Source organism: Nonomuraea sp. NPDC049655, from assembly GCF_044465465.1.
GTDB lineage: Bacteria > Actinomycetota > Actinomycetes > Streptosporangiales > Streptosporangiaceae > Nonomuraea.
This window is the reverse complement of sequence record NZ_JBITLS010000025.1, coordinates 1-19,644: the sequence shown is the minus strand read 5'-3', so window position 1 is coordinate 19,644 and position 19,644 is coordinate 1. Positions and strand designations below refer to the sequence as shown.

The 19,644-nt window shown below is 65.8% G+C and carries 20 protein-coding genes and 4 tRNA genes; 8 read left to right on the top strand and 16 right to left on the bottom strand.

Features of this window, described 5'->3' with window-relative positions; genetic code table 11:
- Positions 1-90: 90 nt before the first annotated feature.
- On the top strand, positions 91-945 hold the full coding sequence (locus ACIBQ6_RS48790) for an isocitrate lyase/phosphoenolpyruvate mutase family protein (RefSeq protein WP_397219376.1): 855 nt from the start codon (positions 91-93) through the stop codon (positions 943-945).
- 69 nt (positions 946-1,014) lie between these two features.
- On the opposite strand, the gene ACIBQ6_RS48785 is transcribed toward ACIBQ6_RS48790, so the two are convergent.
- The 5 genes from ACIBQ6_RS48785 to ACIBQ6_RS48765 form a co-directional block, all read right to left on the bottom strand.
- Positions 1,015-1,884 carry a hypothetical protein gene (locus tag ACIBQ6_RS48785; protein ID WP_397219375.1) on the bottom strand — a complete coding sequence of 290 codons (870 nt, stop codon included), beginning with the start codon at positions 1,882-1,884 and terminating at the stop codon, positions 1,015-1,017.
- A 130-nt stretch (positions 1,885-2,014) separates the two neighbouring features.
- Positions 2,015-2,091 (bottom strand) — tRNA-Phe (locus ACIBQ6_RS48780).
- Positions 2,092-2,096: 5 nt separating this feature from the next.
- Positions 2,097-2,171: transfer RNA gene (locus ACIBQ6_RS48775), tRNA-Asp, on the bottom strand.
- Positions 2,172-2,271: 100 nt separating this feature from the next.
- Positions 2,272-2,344, bottom strand: a tRNA-Glu gene (locus ACIBQ6_RS48770).
- Positions 2,345-3,850 carry a metallophosphoesterase gene (locus tag ACIBQ6_RS48765; protein ID WP_397219374.1) on the bottom strand — a complete coding sequence of 502 codons (1,506 nt, stop codon included), beginning with the start codon at positions 3,848-3,850 and terminating at the stop codon, positions 2,345-2,347. It abuts the tRNA gene before it with no gap.
- Positions 3,851-3,937: 87 nt separating this feature from the next.
- Between ACIBQ6_RS48765 and ACIBQ6_RS48760 the strand changes: the two genes are divergently transcribed.
- Together ACIBQ6_RS48760 and ACIBQ6_RS48755 are read left to right on the top strand one after the other, a co-directional pair.
- Positions 3,938-4,288: a metallopeptidase family protein gene (locus tag ACIBQ6_RS48760; RefSeq protein WP_387681579.1), complete on the top strand. Its 351-nt coding sequence runs from the start codon at positions 3,938-3,940 to the stop codon at positions 4,286-4,288.
- 109 nt (positions 4,289-4,397) lie between these two features.
- A complete protein-coding gene (locus ACIBQ6_RS48755; RefSeq protein ID WP_358296775.1) occupies positions 4,398-5,684 on the top strand; it encodes an MFS transporter in 1,287 nt (428 codons plus the stop codon).
- On the opposite strand, the gene ACIBQ6_RS48750 is transcribed toward ACIBQ6_RS48755, so the two are convergent.
- Complete coding sequence (locus ACIBQ6_RS48750) at positions 5,685-5,981, bottom strand: PspC domain-containing protein (RefSeq protein WP_358296772.1); 297 nt, start codon at positions 5,979-5,981, stop codon at positions 5,685-5,687.
- 91 nt (positions 5,982-6,072) lie between these two features.
- Between ACIBQ6_RS48750 and ACIBQ6_RS48745 the strand changes: the two genes are divergently transcribed.
- Both ACIBQ6_RS48745 and ACIBQ6_RS48740 read left to right on the top strand, forming a co-directional pair.
- Positions 6,073-7,227, top strand: coding sequence for an acyl-CoA dehydrogenase family protein (locus ACIBQ6_RS48745; protein WP_358296770.1), 1,155 nt, complete (start codon positions 6,073-6,075; stop codon positions 7,225-7,227).
- Between the two features lie 49 nt (positions 7,228-7,276).
- Positions 7,277-7,352: transfer RNA gene (locus ACIBQ6_RS48740), tRNA-Lys, on the top strand.
- A 98-nt stretch (positions 7,353-7,450) separates the two neighbouring features.
- On the opposite strand, the gene ACIBQ6_RS48735 is transcribed toward ACIBQ6_RS48740, so the two are convergent.
- The 7 genes from ACIBQ6_RS48735 to ACIBQ6_RS48705 form a co-directional block, all read right to left on the bottom strand.
- Complete coding sequence (locus ACIBQ6_RS48735; RefSeq protein ID WP_397219373.1) at positions 7,451-8,551, bottom strand: tyrosine-type recombinase/integrase; 1,101 nt, start codon at positions 8,549-8,551, stop codon at positions 7,451-7,453.
- A 32-nt stretch (positions 8,552-8,583) separates the two neighbouring features.
- Entirely contained in the window at positions 8,584-8,766 is a 183-nt protein-coding gene (locus ACIBQ6_RS48730) for a helix-turn-helix domain-containing protein (RefSeq protein ID WP_397219372.1), read from the bottom strand.
- Positions 8,763-10,385, bottom strand: a complete 1,623-nt coding sequence (locus ACIBQ6_RS48725; protein ID WP_397219371.1) for a replication initiator — start codon at positions 10,383-10,385, stop codon at positions 8,763-8,765. The genes ACIBQ6_RS48730 and ACIBQ6_RS48725 overlap by 4 nt, the downstream gene beginning before the upstream one ends.
- On the bottom strand, positions 10,382-11,809 hold the full coding sequence (locus ACIBQ6_RS48720) for an FtsK/SpoIIIE domain-containing protein (RefSeq protein ID WP_397219370.1): 1,428 nt from the start codon (positions 11,807-11,809) through the stop codon (positions 10,382-10,384). Before ACIBQ6_RS48720 ends, ACIBQ6_RS48725 begins: the two co-directional genes overlap by 4 nt.
- Before the next feature lie 86 nt (positions 11,810-11,895).
- Entirely contained in the window at positions 11,896-12,222 is a 327-nt protein-coding gene (locus tag ACIBQ6_RS48715; protein ID WP_397219369.1) for a hypothetical protein, read from the bottom strand.
- Entirely contained in the window at positions 12,219-12,485 is a 267-nt protein-coding gene (locus tag ACIBQ6_RS48710; RefSeq protein WP_397219368.1) for a hypothetical protein, read from the bottom strand. Before ACIBQ6_RS48710 ends, ACIBQ6_RS48715 begins: the two co-directional genes overlap by 4 nt.
- Positions 12,485-12,907 carry a plasmid replication, integration and excision activator gene (locus tag ACIBQ6_RS48705; protein ID WP_397219367.1) on the bottom strand — a complete coding sequence of 141 codons (423 nt, stop codon included), beginning with the start codon at positions 12,905-12,907 and terminating at the stop codon, positions 12,485-12,487. Before ACIBQ6_RS48705 ends, ACIBQ6_RS48710 begins: the two co-directional genes overlap by 1 nt.
- A gap of 164 nt (positions 12,908-13,071) precedes the next feature.
- Between ACIBQ6_RS48705 and ACIBQ6_RS48700 the strand changes: the two genes are divergently transcribed.
- Positions 13,072-13,464, top strand: coding sequence for a hypothetical protein (locus ACIBQ6_RS48700; RefSeq protein ID WP_397219366.1), 393 nt, complete (start codon positions 13,072-13,074; stop codon positions 13,462-13,464).
- Here ACIBQ6_RS48700 and ACIBQ6_RS48695 read toward each other — a convergent pair.
- Positions 13,461-14,195 (bottom strand): GntR family transcriptional regulator, encoded by a 735-nt coding sequence (locus tag ACIBQ6_RS48695; protein ID WP_397219365.1) that lies wholly within the window; start codon positions 14,193-14,195, stop codon positions 13,461-13,463. The two genes, ACIBQ6_RS48700 and ACIBQ6_RS48695, sit on opposite strands and share 4 nt — an antisense overlap.
- 245 nt (positions 14,196-14,440) lie before the next feature.
- Complete coding sequence (locus tag ACIBQ6_RS48690; protein WP_397219364.1) at positions 14,441-14,725, bottom strand: hypothetical protein; 285 nt, start codon at positions 14,723-14,725, stop codon at positions 14,441-14,443.
- Positions 14,726-15,071: 346 nt separating this feature from the next.
- On the opposite strand from ACIBQ6_RS48690, the gene ACIBQ6_RS48685 reads away from it, so the two are divergent.
- A complete protein-coding gene (locus ACIBQ6_RS48685; protein WP_397219363.1) occupies positions 15,072-16,367 on the top strand; it encodes a hypothetical protein in 1,296 nt (431 codons plus the stop codon).
- Between the two features lie 128 nt (positions 16,368-16,495).
- Here the strand turns inward: ACIBQ6_RS48685 and ACIBQ6_RS48680 are convergent, their stop codons facing one another.
- Positions 16,496-17,821: a hypothetical protein gene (locus tag ACIBQ6_RS48680; protein WP_397219362.1), complete on the bottom strand. Its 1,326-nt coding sequence runs from the start codon at positions 17,819-17,821 to the stop codon at positions 16,496-16,498.
- A gap of 489 nt (positions 17,822-18,310) precedes the next feature.
- Here ACIBQ6_RS48680 and ACIBQ6_RS48675 point away from each other — a divergent pair, with 489 nt between their 5' ends.
- Positions 18,311-19,033 carry a hypothetical protein gene (locus ACIBQ6_RS48675; protein ID WP_397219361.1) on the top strand — a complete coding sequence of 241 codons (723 nt, stop codon included), beginning with the start codon at positions 18,311-18,313 and terminating at the stop codon, positions 19,031-19,033.
- Positions 19,034-19,644 lie beyond the last annotated feature (611 nt).

The window sequence follows — 19,644 nt, the reverse complement described above, 5'->3', positions numbered from 1 at the left end:
ACGCCTACCTCGCGGCCCGGCAACATCCCGGACCAGGCGCCCACCGAGCCATGGTGCCGGATTCCGAACACCCCGAAAGCGGTCACCCACATGTCTGTGGACAACTTCCCCTCCACCGATGCGGCGACGACGAAAAAGGCTGATCTGTTCAGAAAGCTCCACGCCGACTCCGTACTGATCCTCCCCAACGCCTGGGACGCCGCCAGCGCCGCCGTGATCGCCGCAGCCGGCGCCACAGCCATCGCCACGACCAGCGGCGGCGTCTCCTGGTCCCTCGGCCGCGGCGACGGCCAGCACCTCACCCGCGACGAGACGCTGCACGCCGCCCGGCGCATCGTGCACACCGTGGACCTCCCCGTGACGGTCGACATCGAGGGCGGCTACGGCCCCGCCCCCGAGGACGTCGCGCACACCGTCCGAGCCGTGGCCGGAGCGGGCGCGGTGGGCGTCAACCTGGAGGACTCCCAGGCCGTCGGCGGCCCGCTGTTCGACCTCGCCGACCAGACCGCCAGACTGCACGCCGCCCGGCAGGCGGCGGCCGCAGCGGGCCTCCCCGAACTCTTCGTCAACGCCCGCACCGACGTCTTCCTCTTCGCCATCGGCCCCTCCGCCGGCCGCCTGGACGAAGTGCTCAAGCGCACGACGGCGTACGCCGAGGCCGGCGCCGACGGCATCTTCGTCCCCGGCCTCCTCGACCTCGACGCGCTGGCCACCCTCTGCGCCGAGTCCCCGCTCCCGGTCAACGCGATGGCTGTCGCCGGCGGCCCCGCCGTCGCCGAACTCACCCAGGCCGGCGTACGCCGAATCAGCCTCGGCACCGCCCTCGCCCAAACCGCCTACACCGCCGCCCGCAAAGCCGCCGAAGAACTCCTCACCACCGGCACCTACAACACCCTCACCGACTCCCTCGAGTTCAACACCCTCAACACCCTCTTCCGCCCTTGACCCCGCCACGCCATGCCCCGACTGGTCGACAATGCGGCACGCCGCTGGACGGCGGCCTCGGTGGCCCCGCTATCGGGTGTGCCTCCATTTGATCCGATCTCGGAGTACGCGAACGTAGTCGAATCCCTGGGCCTCCAACTGCCGCACGACCCACTGAGCAGCACGATCGTCAGGATCGAGTTCCCGCAAGTGGAATCGGAGGCTCTCGATCGCCAGCCGCTCACGGGCCTTGGCCCTCTTGGGGAAGAAGTTCTGCGGAAGGTTGTGACACAGGTTCGCAATCATGCGCATCTGCTTCAGATGCCTCAGTGCCGCATCCGTTTCTCTATCAGCCAAGGCGTGCTCGACGAGGTGGCTTCGGGCTCGGATCTCAATGAACCCACTCGCCATCAGGAGCCTTATGGCCTCCTGCGCCGAACCACGTTCCAGCCCGGCGGGCCTGTCACGTGCTGTCCGCAGGTCTTCCAGGAACGTGAAGCAGGAGCAATGCCCCGCACGTTCTTCAAGGCAGTGCGGGTGCTTGCAGCTGTGGTCATGCCGATGATCACGGGACCACACATGCAAGTCCCGCCTGATCCCTCTCGCGCGTCGCGCAGTCCGATACTCCTCCCACGATGACATCGTCTTGGGAAGCTGCTGGAAACGCAGGAGGGGGACCTGCTCGTGAAGCCCCCTCATGATGAGCGCACCATCGCTCATTCTCAGCAGCATGACCGCAGAGACACAGCCCTCGACGGGCGCTTCCCACGACCTGCGCGGCCAGGGGATCACATAGTGGGTCCCTCCTGGAGCAAGGTGAGCAGCCAGAATCTCGATGGCCTGCGGTTTTGCAGCCCCTGAGGTCTCACCCAGCAACTCGATCATCGTGGCGGTGTCGACGGCGCGAACGGTGTGAAGCGCCTTGGGCAATACGGTGCCGTGATCCAGATCTTTCGCCACGGGCCAAGGAAGTAACCGCACGAGAATCAGCCTGCCATGGACTGGATCAGCAGAGGCGGCGACGTTACTGTCACAGGAACAAGAAAGCCCCGAAGCGAAAATGCTTCAGGGCTTTCTTGATGTTCAAAGCTGGTGGTCAGGGGCAGGGTCGAACTGCCGACCTTCCGCTTTTCAGGCGGACGCTCGTACCAACTGAGCTACCTGACCCAGAGCGGTCCTGACGGGACTTGAACCCGCGACCTCCACCTTGACAGGGTGGCGAGCACTCCAAACTGCTCTACAGGACCTTGCTTTTGTTGCGTTTCTTTCTGTTTGCGCTCGCTTAGCTTACCAGCTTTCCGGTGGCCTTTCGACCAGCCGGTTCGCGGTGCGCCAGGCGCTCGCAAGTGCCCCCAACGGGATTCGAACCCGTGCCGCCGCCTTGAAAGGGCGGTGTCCTAGGCCGCTAGACGATGGGGGCTCAGGATTCCCTGTCGCCTTCCGTCGGAGACCTCTGAAGCATAGGGGACGATTGCCCTTGATGCCAAAGCGGCTGACCGGCGGTCGGTGACGCGGTGCCAGTGACCGTTCCCGTTGGAGACGGGGCGTTCGTTGGCTCCGGAGAAATCATACGTTGTGGGTCGGCCTCCACGTGACGCTGGATGTACACCGACTGCTCCCCCAGGCCGCCCAGCGTGATGTCGTCCCAGGCGCGCAGGCGGCGTGTCTCCCGGTCGAAGTACAGGACCGAGGCCTGTACGGGCGTGGGCTGGGCGTGTTCGAGCGCCCGCAGGCCGGCGCCGCCGGTCGAGCCCTGGACGAGCATGCGGGTGCCGGACGGCAGCATGGACGTCGACCGGTCATGCGTGTGACCGGCCAGGATCATGGGCGCCGCCCCGCTGAAGCCGCGGCCGACGACGGGGTCGTGGACGGCCACCAGGTCCGCCTTGTCCACCTTGGGCAGGTGCGAGCGGGCGAATTGTTCGAGCGCGTCCGGGTCGGAGTCGACGGCCACCGATTTGTCGGGGGTGAACCGTGGGTCGCCCAGGCCGTAGATGCGCAGGCCGGCGACCTTCTCCACCCTGTCGTCCAGGACCACGGCGTTCTTCTGCCTCTCGACGGCTCGCTGAGTGATCATCGAGTCGTGGTTGCCCCGTACGTACACGTACGGCACCCCGAGGCGGCTGATCTCGTCGACGAACTTGTTCTCCGGTTTGGTCCCGTGGTCGGAGATGTCGCCGGTGTCGATGATCATGTCGACGGCGAACTGGTCCTTGAGCGAGCGGATGACGTTCCAGGCGATGGGGTTGATGTGGATGTCCGAGACGTGCAGGACCCGGATGGAATTGGGGTCGGCGTCGTACAGCGGCAGGGTCGAGACGGTGTCGTACAGCTTCGAGACGTTCGTGACGAGCTTGGTGAGCTGCGACCGGTACGACTCGAACTTCGTCACGATCGACTCCGCGCTGCCCACCAGCGACGGCGCCGCGGCGACCAGACCCGAGTAGCGCGGCTCCACGAGCGAGCTGGGACGGAACGTGAGGGCGGCCAGCGCCCCGGTGGCCGCAAGCCCCACAGAGGCCGCCAGAAGCCCCACCAGAGCCGTCTTGGGCCGCCTGTAGACCATCAGGACGGCGATCAGCGCCCCCGCCCCGGCACAGAGCATGCTGCGGATCGCCAGGGCGCGCACACCGTCCAGAAGGTCGCTCTCGATGAGGCCCGGCAGGCGGTCGGCCAGTTTGGGGTCCTCGATGAGCGCCTTGGCACGCTCCTGGTCGATGTTCTCCAGGGTGATGCGGAGCCTGAGCGGGGCGTCGTGGGTTCGGAAGGTCAGCGTGCCGAGGGGGCTGGCGTCGACGACCGTCTCGCCGTTCCAGGCGGGTCTGAGCGACATGCCCGTCTCGACGGGGCCGACCTGGGCGTGCACGGTGCCGCTCAGGAAGATGCCCAGCCAGGCGCCGGCGGCGGCCACCACGAGCACCGCCACGGCCCTCGTTGCGCGTGACCGAATGACTGCTTTCGACCTGTCAACGAACTTCATACAGTTTCTTGCATACCTGACTGACAGGGCAGAATGGCATGCGTGATCGAGGTTTCGCGGGAGAAGTTCGAGGAACTCGTGGCCGAGGCTTTGGACACGATCCCCGCCGAGCTCACCCGCGTCATGAGCAACGTCGTCGTCACGGTCGTCGATGATCCGCCAGAGCCCCACCTGCTCGGCCTGTACACCGGTGTCCCCCTCACGGAGCGCGGCGACTGGTACTCAGGTGTCCTGCCCGACCGGATCGAGATCTACCGCAATCCCATATGTCAGATATGCAAGACAGAAGAGGAAGTCGTTAACGAGGTGCGCATCACCGTTGTCCATGAGGTGGGACACCATTTCGGGATCAGTGATGACAGACTTCACGAACTGGGCTGGTGACCCTTTGCAGCTCGTTGACTTCTTTGGGTTGCGCCTTGCCTCATGATCGGGCACCTTAGGTCACATAGCGAACACGGTGAGTCAGGCGCAGCGGAGTCCAATGGGGGCCATGCAGGCAGGTAGGCCGCCGGGACGGCATCGCCGTGCCGAGACAGACCAGGCCACCTACGGCGAGGTCATCGCCATCCGGGAGTTCCGGGCACTCTGGTACGGCCAGGGCCTCTCCCTCCTCGGTGACCAGCTCGCCCAGGTGGCGCTCGCCGTCCTCGTCTACTCCCGCACCGGGTCGCCCCTGGCCACCGCGGCCGTCTACGCGCTGACGTACCTTCCGTCGATCGTCGGCGGGCCGCTGCTGGCGGGGCTGGCCGACCGGTTCGCGCGCCGGGGCGTCATGATGACCTGCGACGTCGTCCGGGCGGTGCTGGTCGGCGTGATGGCGCTGCCGGTGATGCCGTTCTGGGCGTTGTGCGTGCTGGTGTTCTTCGTGGTGCTGCTCAGCGCCCCGTTCTCGGCGGCGCGCGCGGCGCTGCTGCCCGAGGTGCTCGAAGGCGACCGGTACGTCGTCGGCTCGGCGTTGCAGAACATGACGAACCAGGCCGTACAGATGCTGGGTTTCGCTGCGGGCGGAGCGATGATCGCCACCCTGGGCCCCTACCGGGCGCTCGCGCTCGACGCGGCCACGTTCCTCGCCTCGGCCCTGATCCTGGTCTCCGGGGTACGCCCGCGGCCGGCCGCCCGCCAGGACGGCGCGAAGCCGTCCATGTGGGCGATGACCAGGGCGGGAGCCCAACTCGTCTTCGGCTCGCGCAGGCTGCGAACACTTGTCCTGTTCGCCTGGTTGTGCGGCTTCTACATCCTTCCTGAGGGCATCGCCGTGCCCTATGCCGCCGAACTCGCCACGGGGTCGTTGCCGGTGCCCGTGATCACCGGTCTGCTGATGGCCGCGATGCCCACGGGCACGGTGGTGGGCGCGTTCCTGTTCAGCAGGTTCGTGACCCCGGCGCGGCGGCTGCGGCTGATGGGGTGGATGGCCATGCTGAGCTGCGCGCCCCTGGCCGTGACGGCGCTTCGGCCGCCGCTCGCGGTGGTGCTGGCGGCGTGGGTTCTGTCGGGGATCGGTGGGGCGTACCAGCTCGCGGCGAACGCGGCCTTCGTCCAGAACGTGCCGCCGGAGCGGCGCGGCCAGGCGTTCGGGCTGGTGCAGTCGGGGTTGATGGCCGTGCAGGGGATCGGGATCCTGGTCGGCGGGTTCGCGGCGGAGAGACTCGGTCCTGAGCTGGTGGTCGCGCTCTCCGGCATCACCGGAGTGATCGCGGCGGCCGTGCTCGCCCTGATGTGGACCGAGTCCCGGGACGACCGTGATGCCCAGGAGCTGCCCGCCCAGGCGCCGGCCTGATCACTGCTGCGGCTTGTGCTCGCCGGTCCAGTCGGTGGCGTTCCGCTGCTGCTGCTGCTTGCTGATCAGGTCCTGGACGATCGAGGTGTCCCGCTCCTCGTCCGGCAGCAGGAGCCAGCCGATCGCGTACAGGCCGACGCCGACCCCGCCGAACAGGGTGGCGATGGCGAGGCCGACCCTGATCAGGTTCGCGTCGATGCCGACGTACTCACCGATGCCCGAGCAGACGCCCGCGATCATCCGGCCCTTGTTGGTGCGACGGAGCTTCTTGACGTTGTGCTCGCTGTATTCGTTCATGTCTCAAGACTGCCCCTGGGGCCGGTGTTAGCACATCAGGATTGTCCCTGGTAGAACCCTGGTAACCCCTTACGCGAGGAGAGGACCCGCCATGGACGATCTGCTGCGCCTCGACGACCGCCTCAACGGCGACCAGCGGCTGATCCGCGACACGGTCAGGTCCTTCGTCTCCGACCGCGTCCTTCCGCACGTGGGCGACTGGTTCGAGGAGGCCGTCTTCCCGGCGCGCGAGCTCGCGCCGGAGCTCGGCTCGCTCGGGCTGCTGGGCATGCACCTGGAGGGGTACGGGTGCGCCGGCACCGACGCGACCTCCTACGGCGTGGCCTGCCGCGAGCTGGAGGCGGGCGACTCGGGCCTGCGCTCGTTCGTGTCGGTGCAGGGCTCGCTGGCGATGTTCCCCATCTGGCGGTACGGCTCCGACGAGCAGAAGGAGGAATGGCTCCCGCGCATGGCGGCCGGCACGGCGATCGGCTGCTTCGGCCTGACCGAGCCGGACCACGGGTCCGACCCCGCCAACATGCGCACGTACGCCAAGCGGGACGGCTCCGACTGGGTGCTCAACGGCTCCAAGATGTGGATCACCAACGGCTCGATCGCGGACGTCGCCGTGGTGTGGGCGCAGACGGACGAGGGCGTCCGCGGCTTCGTCGTCCCCACCTCCACGCCGGGCTTCTCCGCCCCTGAGATCCACAAGAAGCTGTCCCTGAGGGCCTCGGTCACCTCGTCCCTGTACTTCGACGACGTCCGCCTGCCCGCCTCCGCCGTGCTGCCCGGCGTCACCGGACTCAAGGGGCCGCTGTCGTGCCTGTCCGAGGCCCGCTTCGGCATCCTCTGGGGGGTCGTCGGGGCCGCCCGCGCCTGCCTTGAGTCGGCGGTCGACTACGCGAAGACCCGCGTCCAGTTCGACAAGCCGATCGGCGCGTTCCAGCTCACCCAGGAGAAACTGGCCTGGATGTACGTCGGCGCCGCCCAGGCCCAGCTCACGGCCCTGCACCTGGGCGCACTGAAGGACGAGGGACGCCTGGAGCCCCGGCAGATCAGCTTCGGCAAGCTGGCCAACGTACGGGCCGCCCTGGACATCGCCCGGCAGGCCCGTTCCATCCTGGGGGGAAACGGGATCACCCTGGAGTACCCTGTGATCAGGCACATGAACAATCTGGAGTCTGTGCTGACGTACGAGGGGACCCAGGAGATTCACACACTGGTGCTGGGGGAGGCTCTGACGGGGCTGCCCGCTTACCGGTGATGGATGCGTCGCGGGCGGGGCGGTAATCTCTGTACCCTTGCTCGTGCGAGGGGCGTTAGCTCAATTGGCAGAGCTGCGGACTTTTAATCCGTAGGTTCCGGGTTCGAGCCCCGGGCGCCCTACCAGCTCGAACACTTCGGCTCGATCTTGTTTGGCGAGGTCGTACAGCCAGCTTTTACAGCCAAGAGGGCCGGATTCCCGCTGATGGGAGCCCGGCCCTCGGTCATCCGAAGAGCTGCTTGGCGACCGCGTCGACCGCCGCCCGTTCGATGTCGGGAAGCACGTGAGCGTAGGTGTTCATGGTCAGGGCGATCTGGCTGTGGCCCAGCGTCTTCATGACCGTCCGAGGCGAGGCACCGCATGCCAGGAGATACGAGGCGCAGGCATGGCGCAGGTCATGCAGCCGCAGCCAGTCGAGGCCGGCCCTTGCCCTTGCCCTGCGCCACCGGGCGCTCAAGTTTCCCGGCTCCAGCGGCGTGCCGATTGACGTGGCGAAGACGAGCCCATGGTCCATCCACCGCTCCCCCGCCGCCAGTTGTTCGGCGGCCTGTGCGCGCCTGTGCTTACGGAGCGCGGCGAGGGTCGGTTCCGGAACGGGAACGGTACGTCTGGAGCGGTCGGTCTTGGGATCGACGAGTTGAAGGCTTCCGTCCGCCCGCTGGAGGGTCTGCCGTACGGTGAGGTGCCCGTTGCCGAAATCGATGTCGGTCCAGCGGAGACCGAGCAGTTCGCCGCGCCGCAGACCGAGGGTGAGAGCGCAGATCCAGAACGCTTCAAGCCGGTCCTCCTTGATCTCGTTCAGCAGCTTCTTGGCCTCCTCGATCGTCAGGACCCGTGCCTCCTCTCGTCGAATGGATGGAGGCTTGACCAGCTTGGCCACGTTGCGATGCACCAGCTCTTCCCGCTCCGCATCGGCGAGCGCGTTCCTGATCAGCCCGTGGATCTGCTTGACTGTGGCTGCCTTGAGGCCCGAGTCCGCCTTGGCCTCGATGAGCCGACGTACGTCGGTCGGTGAGAGCTTGTCGAGCTTCTTCTTGCCGAGGACGGGCTTGATGTGGTCGGCGATGAGTTGCCGGTAGCCGCGGAGCGTCAGAGGCCTGGTGCCCTGGCGGGTCTTCATCTCGATCCACTCGTCCAGCCATTCGGCGAAGCTCCGCGGCCGAGCCGCGAGGTTCTGCCCCTTACGCTGAGCGTCCCGCAGAGCCGCGAGCTTTTCGAGGAGTTCGCGCTCCGTCTTGCCGTAGACCGTTTTGCGGTTCCGCTTGCCGTCGAGCCAGCCGAGGTCAATGGCGCCCTGCCAGCGGCCATCCTTGCGCTGGAACACGGAACCCTCACCCTGTGAACGCCGACGACTGGTCATGCTGCTCGCTCCTCTGTGATTGCCGACACGAATGCGGTCAGGGCTTCGAGGGGGATGCGACGGGCGCGGCCGATCTTGACCGAGCGAAGTGCACCCGATGCCATGAGTTCGTAGAGCTTGGTCCGGCCTACGCCGAGCGTCTGGGCGGCTTCGATGGGCGTGACGAGGAGTCTGGTCATGCCGCCCTCCCCTCGGTTGCCGAAAGATTTTGGCCATCTGCTTGGGCCTGAAGTTGGGCCATGTGGGCGCGCCATCGTTGGCGTTCGGCCACCGTCCGAAGAAGCCGGACCGTGAGCGGGGGCACGTTGGCGTCTCCGGCCGGGACCGGCTTCCAGACGTAGCGGTGTGGGTCTGGTGTCTCGTCGCTCTGGCCGAGGGCTTCCAGGACCCAGGTTCGGCGGTCCTGCTTGTGTTCGGCGAGGGTCTTGTTGGACCACTTGCGGGAGACCAGGACGCGGCGTCCGGCGTAGCCGAGGTGGTCGGGCTTGTGGGCCTTGCCGTGGCAGCGGCCCGGAGCCATGCCGGGTTTGGCGTTCTTGGGCTGGATGCCGTAGCGCAGCCAGTTGGCGCAGGTAGGTGAGCACGGTTCGGTGCGCAGGGCCTCGATGAGGCGGGCGGCGTGCTCGCGGCGGGCCGGGTTGTCGGCGGCGTGGTCGAGGGGGTCGGCCAGGCTCTTGGTCAGGTACTTGGTGAGGTAGCCCAGCCACTTGCCAGCGGCGGGCGTTCCCGCCAGGACGCTTTGGATGTTGTGCTGCTGGCCGAAGCGGACCATGTGCAGGGGCTCGGCGTCCTCGTCGGCGTCGAGCTGGTCGAGGGCTTGGTCCCAGGTGGGCAGCACCTCACCCGTGTCGGGGTCGAGGTAGCCGGCCCTGTCCTGCCAGATGGGCAGGTGATCGCCGTCGAAGCGGACTTCGTCGGTCGGTGGCCACCAGACCTGGTGGTAGGTCGCGGCGATGATCTGCTTGAGTTCGGCGCGGGGCAGCGTCCCGCGGATAGCGATGTGCAGGTGCGGGGCGAGCCGCTGCTGTGGTTCGACAGTGCCGAAGTACTGCACGTCGTAGCCCGCGACGCGGCGCAGGTTCTGCACGAACCGGTCCACGAGCTTGGAGAAGTGCAGCGCATCGCGAGCGGCCCGCGCGTAGTCGTAGGTGTCCGGATCGACCGGCACCCCGTCACGGACCTTGCCGTACGAGGGCAAGGTGAGCGTGACGAACAGGCTTGGGCGGTAGATCTTGCCGTCGGCGGCTTGGAAGGTGCGCCCGAGGGTGGTGTCGGCCAACTTGCGCTTGGGCAGGTCCGGCGCGTCCTGCCGTCGCCGGGTCGAGCGGGTGCGCTTCGGAGCGGTCCGGCCAAGAACACTCCCCCGCATCCCGGCCGCGTTGATCTCCTCGTCCAGACCGGCGATCGCGGCATCCCAGTCGGCGGTGTCCTCGCCGAGCTGTTCAGCCTCCTCACGCCGGGCCTGGAGATCGGCACGGAACTCGACCAGCCACCGTTGATCGTCTGACGGCTCGTCGGGTGTGATGGCGGGTTCGTGGTCGAGGTGCCAGCCCTCGCGGCACTGGGCGATGCGGAGCTGCCGGTTGCGCTTGGCGCACGGCGGACACTTGGCCTCCAGCGTAGAACCGCACGGGACATCGACCAGTTCCCACAGCCCGGTGTGGGTGTCGAGCCGCTTGAGCGGGACAGGCCGGATGCACACGCCATGCAGCTTGGCGACCTCTTCCACGACATCCCGGGCCAGTGGCATCGCCATCCGAATTGCCCGGGGTAGTGCGCGGTCGTGCGGGTTGGTCATGCAACCTCCTCTCGCTCGGTGAACAGGGCGACCATCTGCCGGATGTCGTCGTCGCAGACATAGGCGGCCCGGACACGGATCGGTTCGGGCGAGGCCTCCAATCGCATGTACGCGACGCCGGCCCCTTGTTCGGGGATGGGTGAGATGTGATCGGCGAGTGCGCCCCGGTCGCGTGCACCGTCGCCAAGGACCATGTCCACCTGCTCGGACTCGTCCAGCCGGAGCGCGATCTTGTCCGGGAACAGGTTGCGGATGTTCATAACCTCCTTGCGCGGGTCCTGGAGAGCCGCCATGACGCCGACGCCGACCGAACGGCCCTGTGTCGCCAGGGTGGCCAGGGCGGCGGAGATGCGCTGCCGCAGTTGCTTGTCAGGCTGGTAGGCGGTCAGAAACGCCACCTCGTCCACGAGGACCAGGACGAACGGGTCCTCGACAGTCGGGGTGTGGGAGCGCTGGAGACCGGCGAAGCGGGCTGCCCGCTTCTGCATGACACTGACGACCTCGTCCAGCAGGTCGGCACAGTCGGCCGGGTCGGCGGCGTACCGGCCTTGGAACAGCTCTCGTCCGAAGGACAGTTCCATCAGCTTGGGGTCGAGCGCCCAGACTTCGGCCAGGCCCGCCCGCATCGCGGGGAGCAAGCCGCGGATCGTGTCCCACAGGAAGGAGCCCTTGCCGGCCCCGGTCGCGCCCGCGACAAGGACGTGGGTTCCGTGGACCTTGAGCCGGAGCGGCCGGCCGTCCTCCTGCTTGCCGATCTCGACCGGCCCGACCGATGGTTCGTCCGGGATGGGAAGGGCGGGCATGGGCGCGGCCAGTGGATCGCTGCGCGGGAACGTCAGGAGCAGTCGGCCGCCCTTGACGAGCGCGACCCGGCACGAGGTGGTGCCGAAGCCATGGGCGAGGTTGTCGGTGCGGTCGGACCAGTCCTTGACCGCCTGACCGGAGAGCATCCCGACGATGACGCGGTCGGCCCAGCCGTCGCAGGTGACGCGCAGCAGACGTGGCATGTAGACGCGACCGTTGACGCGCCTGGCCAGGCCGGAGACGTCCATGACCGGCTGCCAGTGTCGGCGGTAGATCGACATCAGCCGCCACCAGGCCAGCAGGCGGAAGCCGACGAGGCGGGAGAAGGAGTCGGGCTCGGTGAAGGCCCAGGAGAGCAGGGACAGGACGACAAAGCCGAGCATGGATGCCGTGGCGGGCCAGCCGTACCAGTACCTGGCGAGCCCCAGGGTGACCGGTACAGCGACGGCGACCGGGTGCCGCCACGTCGTGCGGACGAGGGCGGACAGGAAGCGCCAGATGTAGACGAGCAAGGTGACGATGGCCGGTGTCTTGAGTACGGCCGGTCGGAAGACGACGGCCGTGTCGGGCGTGGTGGAGACGAGGTTGCGCGCCTCGTCGCCAGGCAGCCGCTTGAACATAAGCTGGGAACCTCTCGTGATGTGGAGTCAGGGGAGAACCGAGGGGCCGCCGGAAGTTGCCGCTTCCAGCGGCCCCGCCTCATGTGTCAGGCCGCCGGGCCGGTGGCCTCTGGGGTGGCGTCCTTGTCGTCGGCCTGTTCGGCGTGCAACTGCTCGCAGTCGGCCAGGTAGCGGGCAGCGGCGTTGAAGATCTCGCGGGCGGTGTTCAGGTCGGCGTCGGTGACCGGCCCGGCTCCGGTGGTGGAGATGTGCACATTCGCCTCGTGGGAGTAGAGCTCCAGGTACGGGCGCGGACTACTGAGCAGGAGACCGGCGCGGACCTTGAGGGTGGGCGTGTGGAAGGAGACGCCGACGTGCGGCGTGGACTCCGGTCGCAGGGACACGGTGACGTAGGTGTATGGGCGCAGACTCATGCTGCGACCCCCTTGCCGTCGGGCAGGCCGTAGAAGCTGCGCTCGACGGAGCGGGCGAAGCGGTGGGCCGCCTGGGCGAGCTGGCGGGCGAACTGCAGATCCTCTGCCGTCGCGGGTCCGTTGGTGGTGACCAGGACGGAGGTGGCGCCGAAGTCGAGCGCCAGGACGGGCTCACGGCGGGCGAACGGGTGGTTCATGGTGCGGGCGGCGTGCCCGGTGGTCAGCCGGATCACGCTGTTGCGCGGGGTGCGGCGTCGGGTCATCAGGCGGCGTCCTTTCCGGCCTTAGCCGTGTGGGCGGGTTGGGTGGCCTGGCGGGGAGCGTGCATCTCGTGGACTTTGATCGAGAACGCGAGGCGTCCGGCGGCGTTGACGTACGGGGTGACGGACATGCCGTCGAACTCGACCGGTGTGAACGGCAGCCCCGGCATCGGCTGCGGCGGTACCGGCTGGACCGGGGCCAGGATCTTGACCGCGACGGTCTTCTGGGCGGGCTTGAGGGTCGGGTCACCGTCCATGACCGCGACTTGCCAGACCAGCTCTGCGGTCTGCTTGTCGCGGGCCTGCACGAAGCGACCGTTGGACGAGGCGTCGAAGTCCTTGACGGGCTCGACCTCGCCGACGACGTAGCAGCCGTGCGGGAAAACCATGGCGAAGGTGACGGGAATGGGGCCTTGCAGAGCCATGATGGCTCTCCTCTCTTGACTGACAGGCACTTAACCTATCAAGTTGATGCTCTGAGATTACGCATCTCAAACTTGCTAGGTCAAGTGCCTAAGAGAAGCTTCAGTGCGGAATCGTGAACTGGCCGTGCTGCTTCTCGGACAAGCCGGGACGAATACTCTCGATCATGGAGCCGGAAAGCAGTGGATCGCGAGGGAGCACGGCGCTGCTGGTCTTAGGGGGCGTATGGGTGCTGGGCACCCTGGTACTTGGATGGCTGGGTTTCGCGTACAGCTTCGCCCTGATGGGAGCCGAACCGGCGAATGCGGACCTAGGCCAGGTGCTCATCTACCTGGCGCTCGGACTCGGAGGCGGAGGACCCGTCGTAGGCCTGATCGCTGCCAGGGCGCTGAACAACAAGGGTGGCAGCTGGTTTTATGGGCTCATCGTGCTCGGCATGGTGCTCTTCGTCATCTTCGCCATGTATCAGTACAAGAGCCGCAGCAATCATGTGTGGCAGGAAGATCCGCCGGTGTGCACGGCGCCCCCAGAACGGGCGCATGGAGTACCCGGATGCTAGGAAATGGGGTAGGCGTCCTCTAGCTCATGCCTGTCTGCTGGGAGCAAGACCTCCACGACGGTGAGAGGCCGGCCGGAGGCGTTGCGGACCGCGCCGAAGACGGCCAGGAGTGGTTGGTTCTTCGGCATCGCGAGCTGCTTGGCCTCGTCGGCCGAGGGCATGCGGGCGGTGATCTGTTCCACGATGTGATCGAAGCGGATGCCCTTGCGCGCCTGGAGGTGTTCGCGGAAGCCCTGTCTCAGGGGTTCCCCGCTGGTGAGATCCGTTCCTTCGGAGAGCTCCAACGGCAGCCAGAGCGACACCAGCTCGGTCGGTTCGCCATCACGCGTGATCAGCCGCCGCCGTACGAACGTCTTGCTCTTGGGCTGAAGATCGAGCAGAGCGCTGATCCGGTTCGGTGCGGTCACCGCGCCCACCTCGACCACCTCGCCCGCCGACTCCGTCTCCGGCTTGGTCAGGTACGCCTGTCCCGGCCGCTTCTGCTCGACAGAAGCCATCGCCGGTCGGCCGCGTACAAAACGGCCCTTGCCCTGCTGGGACTCGATCCACCCCTGCTCCCGCAGCACGCGGAGGGCGGCGACCACGGTAGGACGGGAGACGCTGAACTCCTGAATGAGCTGGTTCTCGCTCGGCAGGAGCGTGCCCGGCGGGTACTCTCCCGACTCGATGCGCCTCTGGAGAGTCTGCACAAGCTGCGCATACTTAGGCGGCACGGACTCTAGCGACATCATGACCGTCCAACAGCCGACAGGTTGTTTTACCAAGTTTGAGCGTATCCGGCTTGCCGCCGGCTGTCCACGTGGTTCGCCGAAGCGGGAGCCGTACATGAAGAACCGGCAGGCAGCGCAGTGGCCGGGCTGGGAAGGGTGCCGCGGGGGATGCCACTGCAACTGCCTGCCGGGAGAGGCACGGCGAGACAAGGCAGTGACCCTCGCCCCCTCCGGAAGGGATCACGTCTGCCTCGCCATGCCCGTCATCACCTGGCGATGTACTCAGCCAGGACGTTCGCCGCGCCCTCCGGATCGCTGGTCGGGTGCCGCTTCTCGGCGTTCTGCCAGGAGTAGTAGGCGCCGCCGTACCCGACGAACACCCACACCGGCAGCCCATGCACCGGCTTGTGAACCAGAAGCACGCTGTTGTTGTCGCGCAGCTCGGCATTCACGCCGAGGCCCGTGAGCCGGTCCCGTAGCCTGACGAGCATGGCTCCCTCGTCCCGGCTCTGCGGAAAGTCCGCGTCCACCGCCTGAATGATCGAATTCATTTCACGCTCCCTTCGGCCCGGCCGCTTCCGAGGCAGTCGAGACACTCCCGCTCCTCACTCAAGGTCTGATCTCCGTCGTCGTCGCCGATGAGGAGCGCACGGCGTGAGTCACGCAGCTTGATCCCGCGTCCCCGGCAGGCGGGGCAGCACGACGTCTTGCTTGTCTCGTCTGGCCGGGTCACCGTCGCCATCTCCTCGTTCATCCGGCGTTCCCTGTGGCGGGAGGCCGCGTGACGTACCGTGGTTGCTTGATGACAAGTCCACCGGCAACCGTGTTTCTGCAGGACCCCTGAACGGCCCCCCTTGTTTCCCCTTTCGAGCCCCCAGCCGGGAGGAAGACCCGCAGATGCCCGACTACATCCCGAACGTGCGACTTCGCGCCTGGCGCAACGAAAAGCACCTGTCCCGCGCCCAGATGGCCGACCAGATCAACGCCACTCCCATCGGCGTTGCCGAACGGCTGACCTGCGACGAGGAACGCGTCCGGCGCTGGGAGGCCGGCGAAGTCCGATGGCCCCGCACGCCCTACCGGCTCGCACTGACGCAACTGACCGGACTGGAACCAGAGGCACTCGGGTTCTTCCAGGGAAGGCAGAACGACAGCCGCCTCATCGAGGCTCGCGTCATCCCAGCCGACGCGCTACGAGCCGAAGCCGATCTCTACGGGACGATGGAACTCGCCCAACAACTCCAGGCATCCGACGTCGGAACCGGCACCTTGGAAGCCCTTGCAGAAGCCGTCGACCTGTTGTGCCGTGCCTATCCCGTCGTGCCCGCAGGCACGCTCAGGGATCGCACACAGAAACGCTTGGCACAGATCAACCGCCTGCTTGCCGGACGCCTCACCCTTGATCAGCATCGCGAATTGCTCGTCATCACCGGATGGCTCACCGCTCTGCTGGGCTGCGTCCATTACGACCTCGGGGAGAGGGAAGAGGCCGAGACCGCCCGACGCGCCGCGTTCGAGATGGGCCGCCAGGTCGGCCACGGCGAACTCATGGGCTGGGCACACGAGATGTCAGCCTGGTTCGCCCTCGTCGAAGGCCGCTACGAAGACGTCGTCACCGCCGCCCGCCTGGGCCAGGCTGTCGCTGGTACCAGCAGCGCCATGGTTCAACTCACCTTGCAAGAGGCGCGCGGCCTGGCCCGAATCGGAGATCGCCGCGAAGCCGACCGCGCCCTGACACGCGGAGCCGAAGTCCTCAGCAGCCTGCCCATGCCCGAGCACCCAGACCACCACTTCGTCTTCGACCACGCCAAGTGGGTCTTCTACGCCGCCACCTGCTACACCTGGCTCGCTGACGACGACCGCGCCGAAGAACACGCCCGCGAAACCATCCAAATGCACACCCGCCCGGACGGAAGCTCCAATGCCCCCATGCGCGTTGCTGACGCGCAGATAGACCTAGGCATAGTCCACGCCCGACGTGGAGACCTCGATGCAGCTGTCAACGCAGGTATGGCCGCCTTCGACATCGACCGACGCTCCCTTACTGATCTTGTCAACCGTGCCGGAGATCTTGACCGTGTACTACGGCAGCGCTACCGGCGAGAAGCACTAGCCGACGAATTTCATGAGCGCTTCGTTACAGCCCGACGTGCTCTTGGAGACCGTCGCCCAGAGCTACTAGATGGAGCGTGACGAGCTGCCGCGGCGTGTTACATATGTGTTTTCGACCAAAAACGCCGGCCTAATTGGCGGTACTTGGCTCCGCTGTTTAGCTGGCTCTTGCATTTGGATTGTTACCCAGTTCGGGCGCTGCGATAGGTTCAGCGACCTTGACTTTCATGGATGACCTCCATCGCAAGAAATCTGATCAACTGTACGTCGGGACCCAGGGAATCGGCTTCCCGACTTTCAGGCATCAGGACCTTCGAGTCTCCGTATCTCGGCTCATCTTTCGCATGCACGATCCGATTGCGGAGCTTATAGACACGTTCTGCCACCTGGTCGAGTATGCTCGTAGTTTTATCCTTTGCATTTAAGGCTCTTACTCCGCGTATCGGTCCCTTGTTCGAGAAGTGGCCGTTCCATGGGCCGTTTTCGAGGAAATCCTTGAGGAGCTCTTCTCGGACGCCTTCCTTCAGTAGAGTTCGCAGATGCTTGGCCTCAAGCCCTAGAAGACTTTCTTCAACGATGTCGATAAGCTTCAGGACTGATGCGTCTCGCTTCTCATCGAACTTCCTGTCAAAGAGCTCCGATCGTACGTCACGTATTATCGCGCGCCGTATCATGCTGAAAAGAAAATATTCCAAGATCTGGTAGTAGGAGAGAAAGGCTAGAGTAGGGTTTCCGGTGGCTTGCGTGGCGAATCCAAAGAGCGCGGAGATCTCTGGACTTATAGATGTGATGGGAAATCTCGCCGATCCAACGGCTGACCTCGCGGCACGCATGCGAGGAGGATCGACATCTGTTTGCATCGGCCAACGTATAGGGCTAAGTATGACTCCATTTCGCGAGTTTAGCTCGTATAGAAAGGAGTGAAGGATCTCATCGCTCTGCTCTAGTAAATCTTCTCTTGGTTGACGGTTGTCAAGATATAGTTTGATCGAGAAGCGTGGCCTCTCTTGTGCACGCATGATGAATGAAACAATAAGAGGGCTGCAATTCGATAGTTCAATGCAGGCGCTTCCATCCCGTCGCGCGAGGTGAATCCGCGCCGCAATTCGAGCTCCCTGATCATCCGCATCGCGGATCCTCTGAACGATTTGCCCATCCTGCAAGATCGGAAGCCACGAATTGTCCATCGCATGCTTGCATTGCGTTTCAATGTTTCTCAGGATGCGAGAGATTTGAAGTGGGAACCCAGGAAGGCCCATTCCTCTCACAAGGCCGATCTCAACAACGCCAGGCGAGGGTGCAATGTAGCCTGCGTACTGCGGATGATCGGAATGGTCCCAACCAAGCTGATCTCTCAGGGAAGCGAACATTGAACGAGGAATGGATGATTCGGTACGAAGGTAGCTCCTGGGGCCACGCATAGCGATCGTCAGTCCTTCGTTCGCGATCGCCGCTGAATCGTACCCCTTTGACAAGAGGGCGTCCCGCAGGGCCTCATCCTCGCTCATCGCTTGGGGTTCCTTGTCTTCGGCCACCTCTGCTCCTTAGGCGGTCTACGAGAGTTCCTGTGGTCGCGCTCATTGTTGCGGGAAACGAAGGCAAGGACCTGATGAGTTGCCGAATTGTTCTCATACCTATCAAGCGGCGGCGCGCCGCGCCGCCGTACCCCCGGCCCTCCGCCCGCCCGCCGTCCGGGCGTGCGGCCTGGGGGCCGGTCCCGGACGGCGGCGGGACACCGGGCCGGGCGCCGCACGCCGGCCCCGCCGTACCAATCGAACCGACCGGCCGGGGTTGCCACGCCACCGCACAGATGCAGCCCAACGATCGCCACTGCATGGCTGGTCGCCGGACATGGTTGGGGGCGATCGAAGGTCCGGGGCTTCGTTCCTCAGCCCCGGCCCACCGGATTACGTGTGTCTCTCTGCGTGGCCCGAGCCCAGGCGGATCGCTGGTAGATGATCAGGCTTGCACGTCCCCACAGGGGTTATCGCTGAAGGCGGGCGGTCATGCCGTGATGGTGGATCATGAGTGGTGTGAACGGGAACGGCGGAGAACTGGGCGTCGACCTTCTCCGTTTGGAGGTCGCGCCCGCGTCCAGCAGGCCAGGCAGCGAATCATTCCAGCTGCAGGTCTACGTCAACGGAGCTGAGATGACCTCCGCTGGGGCGGGGCTGGGGATGGATCCGTTCGACGTCCTGGTCCCTGCCGATCGACTGCTGGCCGATTCCCGGCCGCACACTGTCGCGATCGCGCGCTGCGGCGCATGCGGCGTCTACGACTGCGGAGGCACGGACGTCACCATCACCCGTGATGGGGACCTGGTGCGCTGGGAATGGTCGAGAGAGGTGCCCGCGGACCGAGGCGCCTGCTTCTTGGCCACTCAGTACGAGCTGGAGGTCGCGCGGGTCGCCGCGGATCATTCGTGGGAAACCCCGATGCGCACCGCGGGGCGGCTGGTCCTGACGAGCATTGACCATGACCGACTGCTGACTTACGGTCTCAGCGCCAAGAGAGCCGTCCCTCGAAATCCTGATCTGTTCGAGGTCTGGCTGGAGATCGAGGATGACTACCAGATCTTCGTCGCCACTCCCTGGCGCGGCCGTAGCCCGACCGAACTGGCGCGCGAGGTCTGCGCGACCCTGGCGCGTCCTCCTCATGAGTGGCCCGCCACTTGGCATTCCGTCAAGGGCTGGGTGACTACGCCGCCGAACATTGCGGGGCCGTCCTGGGAACGCGAGCAGCTCTGACGTCGCAGCGGCTACCAATCCCCGAAGGATCGTCCCACCTCGAACCCAGCTGCGAGCCAGGGATGATCAGATCGGAATGAGCTGCCCTCGGCCGTATGGAAGCGAGAGATCTGCCGCAGGTCAAACCGCCATGGGGGCAAGGAATGGCGATCCACTTCTAATCCGATGCTCCCTGTGCACGCGACTGGGTTGCAGTTCAGGATGATCCATAGCCGTTCAGGCTAGTCCGCGCATGCCCGTTGACCTGCATTGAACTGTCTGGAACGGCTCGAACTGGATCTTTAAGCCGCGTGTTGGCGATCCGCCGACTTCCAAGACACCATCGCTGCGTCAGTGCCCTGACGCGTTGCCGTGAGGCTCACCAAGCAGGTGCGCGGGCGGGCTTGCCAGCGGATCACCACGACGAGTATTGGCAGCTCACGCGGGCACTGGCAAGTCCGTTTCTGGGAGCCACCTTGGGAGCCACCCGGATGGACGATCACGAACTGAGCCGGACGAGCCTGAACGGTCAAATGACTGAGAGCGTGTTTGAGAAGGTCAGCTTGAGGGGGTGGAGTTGTGACACTTCAAGGAGTCGCATCAGCCCACGGAGCCGGTTGGCAGGCTGCGGA